This window comes from Burkholderia sp. YHN3-13 (assembly GCF_055810675.1).
This window is the reverse complement of record NZ_JBVVNQ010000017.1, coordinates 157442-167401: the sequence shown is the minus strand read 5'-3', so window position 1 is coordinate 167401 and position 9960 is coordinate 157442. Positions and strand designations below refer to the sequence as shown.

Below are 9960 nucleotides of genomic sequence, written 5' to 3'. Positions count from 1 at the left end.
AAGAGCAATCTGCGAGGAACATCGTGTTTCCCGGCAGCGCTGCGTTTTCAGCAGCAGAGAAGCGAGATTATGAACCGTGTTTCGCAGCTCGTCAACAACTTTTTGCACTACGTTGTTGCGACCGCGGGGCTCAACTTCCATACCGCCGAGGCCGTTCCTGCCAAGCCTCAACCGCACTGCTTCCCTTCCTCCCGCGCCGCGTTTCCGTGAGCGCGAAAGAGGCGTGATTCTATGCACCCGTCGGCAATCGCGCAAGGGGCTCGACGCAACTTTTTCTACGAAAGCCGCATTTCGGCCCGCCACGCATGTCCCGGCACGAGACCGCTTATGGTGCACAGAACGGACTAGAATGTGAGGTTCTTCGCCTCTTTCTATATACGTCTTTAATATGCGCCAGCGAATCGCCAAACGCCTCCCCCCCGATGCCGACAAACTGGTCGGTCTGTCGCTTGCGCTCTTCGCCTCGGGCAGCCGCATCGAGGATCGCTTCTGGGAAGCGAAGCTCGATGCGCTGCTCGCCAAGATCGTCCGCAACGGCAACCAGACCACGCTCGACGCAGCACTCGATCATCTTCAGCAGAATCACCCCGATGCGTACGGTGCACTGGCCGACATGGCCGAGACGCACAGCGAGTCGATGGTGATCGAGCACGACGGCCAGCCGTACGATGCGCTGCTGGTCGCGGTTCCAGTGCTCGCGTGGACGCGCTACATGATTCCGTCGGGTCCGCTCAAGGGCGACGTTACCGACGCGCTGCGAACGCACCTGCAGGCACACGTCCTCGCGAACGGCACGCTCGTCGGGCTGGCGCCGTTCCTCTACAGCATCGACCAGCTGCCACGGCACCACGTCGAGACCTACCGCCTTGCGCAGCAGCTCGCGCATGCGGCGATCGGCCAGCACACGCCCAAACTGGGCTTCGGCGACCTGCCCGAAACGTCGCCGATCCTCGCCGATCCCCGCTTCCTCCTTGCGGTCGTCGCCGCGCCTGCCGGCGCGCCGCTGTTCCGCTGGCAGGAAGAGGAGAACGGCAGCCGGATCGAACGCGGCCAGTGTCTCGAGCAGTGGACGGCCCAGGGCGGCCCGAACCTGTCGATCGCCCTGCCCGGCTGCGAATTCGAATGCCTGCTTCCGGACGCGTACTACTCGGCCTGCCGCGATGCGGACGAGCGTATCCGTCCGCACACGGTACGAACGGCCATTCGTTATCTGTTTGACACACTTGGTGCGGCGCCGCAGGAGTTGCGCGCGGTGGTCGCCGGCTTCGGCGAACGCCGCATCGACGAGTATCGCGTCGGCTTCACGCGGCGCGCCAGCAACGACGTGATCTACGGCGTCGTCTGGCCGCTGTACGGCCGCGAAAACGGCGACGTGTCGATCGACAACGCGACGCTCGAAGACGAAGCGCCGATGGAAGGACCGCTCGAGGAAATCGTGAGCCTGCTGAAGGAATGCGGCGTAACCGACGTCCGCAGGCACGCGGGCCGCTTCGAACCGGAATACTGCGACGACTGCGGCGTGCCGCTCTACGCGGATCCGCTCGGCGAAATCGTCCATGCGGAAATGCCGGAAGACGCATCGCCCGCCCAGCCGCACTTCCACTGATCCGACGCCGCAGGCCGCCACGGCCTGTCGGTCCGAAGCCGCTCCCGGTTCCCGCCGGAGCGGCTTTTTTCTTGTCCGATCCTTTTCCGCCCGAAATTTCGGACAACTCCTAAGCCTTTCAGCCTAGCAGACATCGTGTAAGGTCTTTGTCATGATCGGAATCAACGCATGCCCGACAGCAATCAATGACTCAACCTAACGGAGATTGAATATGCGGTTCCTGATGCTCAATTCAGACGCCGAGCGGCGTGATGGACTGAAGGCCCTGCTGCGGCAGATCGACCGTCACGCCAGCATCAACGATGCGCCCGACAGTTTCCAGGCGCGCCGCCTGCTGCGTGCCCAGCGCTTCGACCTCGTCGCGATCGACTGGCTCGACGTAGGCCGGCTCGGCGAGCTTCAGGCGATCTGCAGCGCGTGCTCGCCGACACCGGCCGCCGTGCTGGTCGACGAAGCGCCACCCGATGCCGTCCAGCGCTTCTTCAACCATGGTGTCGCGGGCGTGATCCCGCACTCCACGCGGCCGCACCTGATCGTGCGGGCGCTCGAGATCGTGCTGCTGGGCGGGCACTACATTCCGCCGAGCGCGCTAAGTCTGCTGCCCTCCGTGGCCGCGGCACGCCACGATGCCCATTTTCAGACGCTTGCCGGATCGCTTCCCCGCCGCCCGCCCAGCGGCCTCCTGTCGCCGCGGCAAGCGCAGATCATGCGCTTCGTCCACATGGGCAGCACGAACAAGATGATCGCCCGGACGCTCGGCATCAGCGAAGGCACTGTGAAGATCCACCTCGCCAGCATCTTCCAGCAGCTCGGTGCCGCAAACCGCGCCGCCGCGGTCGCGATCTACAACGGCTGGCTCTCGCCGCACCTCGAGGTGCTGCTGGCGAACCGCAACCGCGCACGCAAACCGAACATTGGCGAACGCGGTCCGGTTCCGCTGCGTGCACAACGGAACGACCATCCGTACCCATTGCCGGCCGTGAACGCCGGCACGCAAGACCTGCCACTCGCCGCCGAGCCACCGGCACGGTTCCGGCGCGGGCGCTAGGCAAACAGTCTCGATATTGCGACGGTCGGTATGTGTGGATTCCCACCTTTGATGCTCAACGAGTAATATGAACGCATGGGTTTTCTTTTCACACCGCTTCCGCTCTGGGTTGGCATCGGTGGCTGGATCGCCGCCGCGGCCCTGCTCGCGCTCGCGATCTGGAATCGCCCGTTCGTACGCCTGCAGGATGCCACGCTGCAGCACGTGTGGCTCGCGCTCGTCACCGCAATTTCGGTCCTCTGGGCATCGAATGCCTGGCTCGAAGACGGCATCGTCATGCATCTGCTTGGCGCCACGCTGCTCGTCACACTGTTCGACTGGACACTCGCGCTGATCGCGATGGGCGCCGTCACGGCGGTTGCCGCGATCATCTTCGACGCGCCGTGGCAGGGCATTGGCCTGACCTATCTGATCTACGGGGCGCTCCCTGTCGCCGTGTCGGCGTTGCTGCAGCGCGCCGCGCTCGCGTGGTTGCCGCACAACCTCGCATCGTTCATCACCGGGCAGGGGTTCCTGTCGCCGGCCATCGCGATCGTCGCGGTCGCCGCAGCGGCGGCCGGTGTCCAGCTCGCGCTCGCGGACGGCGTGCCCGTCGTCATTCCGGCCGGCTATCTGCTGAACACCGCGCTGCTCGCGCTCGGCGAGGCGTGGTTCACCGGCATGGCGACGGCACTCATCGCCGTCTACCGCCCTGCGTGGGTCACGACCTTCGACGTCCGGCGCTATCGCCTCGGCGGCCCGCGCGCCTGAATTTCCTCCGGATTCACACACCGTCCACGCATGCCGCACGCCTCTTCCGCGGCGCGGCAGAACAGGCCGTCTACTGCCGCACAACTTTTTTACGCTAAGATTGAACTCCTGTTCTTCATCGGGCATCTATAGGAGCCCGATGTCTCATTCGCTCCTCACCAATAACCAGATGGACAGCTCACCTGCCTCGCTCCGGATTTTCCGGGCGCTCGGCAAGCTGGCAGCCTGTATCGCGGGCCTGTCGCTTGCGCTTCCCACACCGGCATTCGCCGACCTGCTCGACCAGCGCTCCGAACTGATCAACAAATTCGTCAACGAGATGCATGCCGATCCGCTCGCCGCCGATTGTGCGGCGCACGGCAGCTTCATCGCCAGTACCTCGACAGCGTTCGACCGCGTCGACTTCGCGCCGAACGCATTCGACAGCGGCAACGCGACGATCACGCCGTGGAACGACTCGTTCGACCAAGGCAAGCAGCGCGTGAAGGTCGACAACATCGTCACGGTCGACGGGCAAGGCATTCACAGCGACGGCAGCGACCCGACGCCGCTGAAATTCCGTTGCGGTTATGTCGGCCAGCAAATGCTCGCGTTCAGCTGGAACGACCCCGTCCCACCGCTGAAGCCGCGCGTGGAACGCTCGTCGTCGACGAAGAAGTTCAAGGGCAAGTCGCACCGCGGCAAGGCCAAGGCGAAGGCATCGGGCCGCACCGGCAAGAAGGCCGTGACCACGAAGAAATCGAGCGGCCAGAAGAAAGCCGTCAAGAAAAAAACCGCGAAGAAGTCCTGATACGACCGAGCGGCAACGACAGACGCAAAAAAGCCGGGGCATCCTGTGATGCCCCGGCTTTTTTCATATGGCGACGATACGCTTACGCGAACGTGTCGACGTGCACCAGGATCGCGGCCAGCATCGCCGCGCCAAGCGCCGCGCTGCGCTCGCCGTTCCAGCCGACGCGCTCGTCGGGCAGGTTCGCGTTGTCCTTGAACGGCATCTCGAGCGTCAGCGACAGGCAACCGAACTGGTGGCCGATGTATTTCGACGCCAGCTTGAGCGCATCTTCCTTGTACTTGCTTGCCGCATAGCCGTGCTCGGTCTGGAAGTCGGGACTCGCGACCTTGAACGCGTCGATGAACGCGGCCTGTTCCTTGCCCTGCTGCGCGGTAAAGCTCGGCAGCATCTCCGAACCGGCGACGAACACGTACGGCAGATCCTCATCGCCGTGAATGTCGAAGAACATGTCGCAGCCGATCGCATGGATCGCGTCACGCACGGCCAGCACTTCGGGGCTGCGCTCGGCATCCGGCGCCATCCACTCGCGATTCAGGTTCGCGCCTGCCGCATTGGTGCGCAGGTTGCCATGCACGCTGCCGTCCGGGTTCATGTTCGGGACGATGTGGAACGTCACGCGATCGTAGAGCTTGCGCGCGACCGGATCGCCAGCCCAGTCGCCCCATCCCGCCAGCCGCTTGACGAGGCCCTCGACGAACCACTCGGCCATCGACTCGCCCGGATGCTGGCGCGCGATGATCCATACCTTCTTCTTCGGCGCGTCGCCGGTTTCCGGCGTGCCGAGCGTCAGCAGCGACATCGGACGGCCTTCGACCGTACGGCCAAGTTCGACGACGCTCGCCTGCGGCAGCTGCTGGACCGCGCCGAGAAACGCCGCATGACGCTCTTCCGAATACGGCTCGAAATACGCGTAGTAGATGCTGTCGAACTCCGGCGTATGGTCGATGGTCATCGTCTTGCCGTCGAACGTCGTCGGCACGCGAAACCAGTCGACCCGATCGTAGCTCGCCACCGCCTGGTAGTTGCGCCAGCCCGACGGATACGCGCATTCGGCCGCGTTCTCGAACGTCATCACGCACCGCTCGCCGCGCGCGCCCGTCAGCCGGTAGTAAAACCATTGCGCGAATTCCGAGCGATTGTCGCCGCGCACGCGCAGCCGGATCGCGTCGGGGCTGTCGCACGACACGACGTCGATCGCGCCTGCGTCGAAATTGCTGGTGATCGAAAGGGCCATCTGTCTCTCCTTTGTCGATCGGCGTGAGCGCTTTGACGCTCGCACCGGTCCCATGTAAAGCGGGCGGCCGAACGCACGGTATGCCGCGCGCCGGGCCTCATGCATGTGCCGGCCGTCTCGTGAACGGCCGGCCGGGTCACTCGCCGACTCGCCGGCGATATACGTACGTCGAATCGTTCGACGCAGCCGCGTCGAACGCATAGCCTTCCGTCGCAAAATCCTTCAGTGCCTTCGGGTCGGCAATCCGGTTCTCGACGACAAAACGCGCCATCAGCCCGCGCGCGCGCTTCGCATGGAAGCTGATGATCTTGTAGCGGCCGCCCTTCCAGTCCTCGAACACCGGCGTGACGACCGGCGCGGCCAGCAGCTTCGGCTTGACCGACTTGAAGTATTCGGTCGACGCGCAGTTGACCAGCACACGCGCCGCGCCGCTGCGCGTCTCGAGCTGCTCGTTCAGCGCCCGTGTGATGCGGTCGCCCCAGAACGCGTACAGATCCTTGCCGCGCGCGTTCGCGAAGCGCGTGCCCATCTCGAGCCGGTACGGCTGCAGCAGGTCGAGCGGACGCAGCAATCCGTACAGGCCCGACAGCACGCGCACGTGCTGCTGCGCATAGTCGAGATCGGCCGACGACAGCGATTTCGCGTCGAAACCTTCATAGACGTCGCCGTTGAACGCGAGCACGGCCTGCTTCGCATTGGCCGGCGTGAAGGACCGCGACCAGTCGGCATAGCGCTGGAAATTCAGGCGCGCAAGCGGATCGGAGATATCCATCAGCGTCGCGATGTCCTGCGGCGACAGCTTGCGCAGGCCGTCGATCAGCTCGGACGCGTCGTCGACGAATGCAGGCTTCGTGTAAGACTGGACGTGCGCGGGCGTATCGTAGTCGAGGGATTTGGCTGGAGAGAGAACGATTATCATAGAGGCTCGCTGGCACGCCGTGCCTTGCGGTCAGACGAAAACCACCGATTGTAACGAATGACCCGCTCTCTCGCCCCGCACGCCGCGCACCGCGTCGTGCTCGACTCGAACGTCTGGATCGACATCCTCGTATTCGACGACCCCGCTACGCGCCCGATCCGGGCCGCGCTGGAAAGCGGCGCGCTTGCCGCCGTGATCGACGGCCGCTGCCTGACCGAGCTCGAATACGTGCTCGACTATCCGCAGTTCCAGTCGCGCGCGATCGACAAGGCGGCCGCACTCGCGACCGTCGCCCGCCTCGCGAGCCTCGTCGAGCCGCCGCCTGTCGACGCCGACGCGCCGCCGCTGCCGAAGTGCAAGGACCGCGACGACCAGAAGTTTCTCGAACTTGCCCGCGCCGCGCAGGCCGAGTGGCTCGTATCGAAAGACCGCGCGCTGCTGAAACTCGCGAAGCGCACCGCACGCGACTTCGGCTTCCGGATCGCGCAGCCCGCGCCGTTTGCCGAGGCCTGCGCGCTCGACGCCGCACCGGACACGACGACCACGCCGGCCTGACCTGCGCCGCACCACCCGAATCCGACCGTATCGATGAACGCTCCTTCAGACATGCCAACGACTCCCGTTTTCCCCTCGCGCCTGCCGAACGTCGGCACGACGATCTTCACGGTCATGAGCGCGCTTGCCGCCGAAAAAGGCGCGGTAAACCTCGGCCAGGGCTTCCCGGATTTCGATTGCGATCCGCGCATCGTCGATGCGGTCGCGACCGCGATGCGCAACGGGCACAACCAGTATCCGCCGATGGCCGGCGTCGCACCGCTGCGCGACGCGATCGCCGACAAGATCGCGCAGGTCTATGGCCGGCGCTACGATCCGGCCACCGAGATCACGGTGACGGCCGGCGCGACGCAGGCGCTGCTGACGGCGATCCTGTGCGCGGTGCATCCGGGCGATGAAGTGATCGTCGTCGAACCGACCTACGACAGCTACCTGCCGTCGATCGAGCTCGCGGGCGGCAAGCCCGTGTTCGTCACGCTCGAGGCGCCCGATTATGCGATCCCGTTCGACCGCCTCGCGGCCGCGATCACGCCGAAAACGCGAATGATCCTGATCAATACGCCGCACAACCCGACGGGTACCGTGTGGCGCGAGGCGGACATGCGCAAGCTCGCGGACATCGTGCGCGGCACCAACGTGCTGATCCTGTCCGACGAAGTGTACGAGCACATGGTCTACGACGGTGCACGCCACGAAAGCGTTGCGCGCTACCCGGAACTCGCCGCACGCAGCTTCATCGTGTCGAGCTTCGGCAAGACCTATCACGTGACGGGCTGGAAGGTCGGCTACGTCGCGGCGCCTGCCGCGCTGACCGCGGAATTCCGCAAGGTCCACCAGTTCAACGTCTTCACGGTGAACACGCCGATGCAGATCGGGCTCGCCGACTACCTGCGCGACCCGGCACCGTATCTGTCGCTGGCCGGTTTCTACCAGAAGAAGCGCGACTTCTTCCGTGCGGGCCTCGAGCGCACGCGCTTCAAGCTGCTGCCGTGCACGGGCACGTACTTTCAGTGCGTCGATTACTCGGCGATCAGCGACCTGCCCGAGGCGGAATTCTCGAAGTGGCTCACGTCGGAGATCGGCGTGGCCGCCATTCCGGTGTCGGCGTTCTATCACGAGCCGCATGAATCGGGCGTCGTACGCTTCTGCTTCGCGAAGCAGGAAAGCACGCTCGCGTCCGCGCTCGAACGGCTCGCCCGCCTGTAAACCCCGTATGGGCGGCCCCCGCCGCCCTGCCGGAACCGCGCTTACGAGCGCGCGACGCGCGTCGCTTCGATATATGCCTTGCGCTCGGCGGCCACGCGCTGCGCGGCCGGACGCTCGCCGACCTGCTTCGCGTGCGCCTTCCAGTCGATGCCGGCGTCGAGCAGGAAATCGCGCCCGAATATCGCCTTCGTCGCCATCCCGATGACCGGCAGATGAACCCACGCGGCGATGTCCGCGAGGCCGAACGTCTCGCCGAGCACATACGGCGAAAACCGCGTCATCTGCTTGAACGCATCGATCGCACGCGGCAGGCGCTTCTCGACGTGCGCCTTCGTCCCGTCGCTGACCTTGCCGCCGAAAAATGCCTCCGTATAGACCTCGCGCGTCATCCATTCGAGATACAGCTCGAGCGTCTCGACCAGTTCGCGCACCTTCGCGGCCGCGAACGGACTCGCCGGGAAAATGCCTTTTTCGGGATAGCGCGCGGCCAGGTATTCGACGATCGCCTGCGACTCGAACAATGCGCCTTCCTCGGTCTTCAGGAACGGAATCTTGCCGAGCGGCGAATCGACGAGCCGGGCCGGATCGCTGATCGGCAAACCGCACACCGACTCCTCGAACGGAATGTCGTGCTCGAGCAGCACGAACTTCACCTTGTTGTAATAGTTGGACAACGGCATACCGCACAGCTGTAGCATCAGGGTCTCCTTCCTTGCTGAAGCGCGGCCGTAACGGTGCCGGCCGCATCGAGATTCGTCGCGCCGAAAAGCACGTTCGTGCTAGTCTAAAGCAAGTTTTGCGTTCGTCACGACAACATTACATCCGCTGCGGCAGCCATTCCGGCTGTTCGCGCAACATGCGCGGCGCAGCCGCCCCGCCATCCGATGGAGACACGCTCGCATGAGTGCTGAACTGCTGGCCTCGCGTCCGCCCGAGAGCGATTCGACGCTCGTCCTCACGCTGTCCAATCCCGGCGCGCGCAATGCGCTGCATCCCGACATGTACGCGGCCGGCATCGAGGCGATTGCCACCGCCGATCGCGATCCCGCGATTCGAGCAGTCGTCCTGACCGGTGCCGATCGCTTCTTCTGCGCGGGCGGCAACCTGAACCGGCTGCTCGAGAACCGTTCGAAGGATCCGTCCTACCAGGCCGACAGCATCGACCAGCTCGCCGCTTGGGTCACGGCGATCCGCGCGTCGACGAAACCGGTGATCGCAGCCGTCGAAGGCGCCGCGGCCGGCGCGGGTTTCTCGCTCGCGCTCGCGTGCGACCTGATCGTCGCCGCGCACGACGCGAAATTCGTGATGTCGTATGCGCGTGTGGGCCTCACGCCGGACGGCGGCGGTTCGTGGTTCCTCGCGCGCGCACTGCCGCGCGCGATGGCGGCCGAACTTCTGTTCGAAGGCAAGCCGGTCACGGCCGAACGCCTGCATGCGCTCGGCGTCGTCAACCGGCTCGCCGTGCCCGGCGCGGCACTGACCGACGCGCTCGCGTGGGCCGACGCACTCGCCGGCATCTCGCCGAACGCCCTCACACGCATCAAGTCGCTGCTCGACGATGCGACGACGCAATCGCTCGAACCGCATCTCGGTACCGAGCGCGATCATTTCGTCGCGTCGCTGCATCATGCGGACGGGCTCGAAGGCATCACCGCGTTTCTCGAGAAACGCCAGCCGCGTTACAAGCGCTGATCGAGCCAGCCTTCTCCCGTGACGACGCGACGCCGCCCGGTCGTAACGGCGCTCGATACCGCGCAAGAAATGCACTGACGCACGTCGCGCCCGACGTCGGCGGCGCGCTTCACGCCGCCTGCGCACACGCATCGCCAGGCACGTTTCCGTCGCCAGC

Annotated in this window: 10 protein-coding genes and 1 pseudogene; 8 read left to right on the top strand and 3 right to left on the bottom strand. The window is 65.1% G+C overall.

Annotated features, from left to right (window positions below):
* From AC0KUR_RS29825 to AC0KUR_RS29805, 5 genes and pseudogenes are all read left to right on the top strand, one after another.
* Positions 1-210 (top strand): annotated as a pseudogene (locus AC0KUR_RS29825) (hypothetical protein); the annotation flags it as partial.
* A gap of 178 nt (positions 211-388) precedes the next feature.
* Positions 389-1606, top strand: coding sequence for a DUF2863 family protein (locus AC0KUR_RS29820; RefSeq protein ID WP_034190826.1), 1218 nt, complete (start codon positions 389-391; stop codon positions 1604-1606).
* Between the two features lie 211 nt (positions 1607-1817).
* A complete protein-coding gene (locus AC0KUR_RS29815; protein ID WP_034190825.1) occupies positions 1818-2654 on the top strand; it encodes a response regulator transcription factor in 837 nt (278 codons plus the stop codon).
* Positions 2655-2729: 75 nt separating this feature from the next.
* Positions 2730-3404 carry an energy-coupling factor ABC transporter permease gene (locus AC0KUR_RS29810; protein WP_034190824.1) on the top strand — a complete coding sequence of 225 codons (675 nt, stop codon included), beginning with the start codon at positions 2730-2732 and terminating at the stop codon, positions 3402-3404.
* 139 nt (positions 3405-3543) lie between these two features.
* Entirely contained in the window at positions 3544-4194 is a 651-nt protein-coding gene (locus AC0KUR_RS29805; protein ID WP_049028785.1) for a BspC domain-containing protein, read from the top strand.
* A gap of 82 nt (positions 4195-4276) precedes the next feature.
* On the opposite strand, the gene AC0KUR_RS29800 is transcribed toward AC0KUR_RS29805, so the two are convergent.
* Both AC0KUR_RS29800 and yaaA read right to left on the bottom strand, forming a co-directional pair.
* Entirely contained in the window at positions 4277-5431 is a 1155-nt protein-coding gene (locus AC0KUR_RS29800) for a M14 family metallopeptidase (protein WP_069705544.1), read from the bottom strand.
* A gap of 136 nt (positions 5432-5567) precedes the next feature.
* Positions 5568-6350: a peroxide stress protein YaaA gene (yaaA, locus tag AC0KUR_RS29795; RefSeq protein ID WP_034190821.1), complete on the bottom strand. Its 783-nt coding sequence runs from the start codon at positions 6348-6350 to the stop codon at positions 5568-5570.
* A gap of 57 nt (positions 6351-6407) precedes the next feature.
* Between yaaA and AC0KUR_RS29790 the strand changes: the two genes are divergently transcribed.
* Entirely contained in the window at positions 6408-6905 is a 498-nt protein-coding gene (locus tag AC0KUR_RS29790) for a putative toxin-antitoxin system toxin component, PIN family (protein WP_034190820.1), read from the top strand.
* Between the two features lie 33 nt (positions 6906-6938).
* Positions 6939-8111 carry a pyridoxal phosphate-dependent aminotransferase gene (locus tag AC0KUR_RS29785; protein ID WP_034190819.1) on the top strand — a complete coding sequence of 391 codons (1173 nt, stop codon included), beginning with the start codon at positions 6939-6941 and terminating at the stop codon, positions 8109-8111.
* A 41-nt stretch (positions 8112-8152) separates the two neighbouring features.
* On the opposite strand, the gene AC0KUR_RS29780 is transcribed toward AC0KUR_RS29785, so the two are convergent.
* The gene (locus AC0KUR_RS29780; protein WP_059558091.1) at positions 8153-8809 is read right to left on the bottom strand and encodes a glutathione S-transferase family protein; all 657 of its coding nucleotides are present in this window, start codon (positions 8807-8809) and stop codon (positions 8153-8155) included.
* 202 nt (positions 8810-9011) lie between these two features.
* Between AC0KUR_RS29780 and AC0KUR_RS29775 the strand changes: the two genes are divergently transcribed.
* Positions 9012-9803, top strand: coding sequence for an oxepin-CoA hydrolase, alternative type (locus AC0KUR_RS29775; protein ID WP_034190817.1), 792 nt, complete (start codon positions 9012-9014; stop codon positions 9801-9803).
* Positions 9804-9960: the final 157 nt, after the last annotated feature.

Coding starts and splice junctions, on each gene's coding strand:
- AC0KUR_RS29820 (WP_034190826.1), top strand. CDS start 389: ATGCGCCAGCGAATCGCCAAACGCCTCCCCCCCGATGCCGACAAACTG.
- AC0KUR_RS29815 (WP_034190825.1), top strand. CDS start 1,818: ATGCGGTTCCTGATGCTCAATTCAGACGCCGAGCGGCGTGATGGACTG.
- AC0KUR_RS29810 (WP_034190824.1), top strand. CDS start 2,730: ATGGGTTTTCTTTTCACACCGCTTCCGCTCTGGGTTGGCATCGGTGGC.
- AC0KUR_RS29805 (WP_049028785.1), top strand. CDS start 3,544: ATGTCTCATTCGCTCCTCACCAATAACCAGATGGACAGCTCACCTGCC.
- AC0KUR_RS29800 (WP_069705544.1), bottom strand. CDS start 5,431: ATGGCCCTTTCGATCACCAGCAATTTCGACGCAGGCGCGATCGACGTC.
- yaaA (WP_034190821.1), bottom strand. CDS start 6,350: ATGATAATCGTTCTCTCTCCAGCCAAATCCCTCGACTACGATACGCCC.
- AC0KUR_RS29790 (WP_034190820.1), top strand. CDS start 6,408: ATGACCCGCTCTCTCGCCCCGCACGCCGCGCACCGCGTCGTGCTCGAC.
- AC0KUR_RS29785 (WP_034190819.1), top strand. CDS start 6,939: ATGAACGCTCCTTCAGACATGCCAACGACTCCCGTTTTCCCCTCGCGC.
- AC0KUR_RS29780 (WP_059558091.1), bottom strand. CDS start 8,809: ATGCTACAGCTGTGCGGTATGCCGTTGTCCAACTATTACAACAAGGTG.
- AC0KUR_RS29775 (WP_034190817.1), top strand. CDS start 9,012: ATGAGTGCTGAACTGCTGGCCTCGCGTCCGCCCGAGAGCGATTCGACG.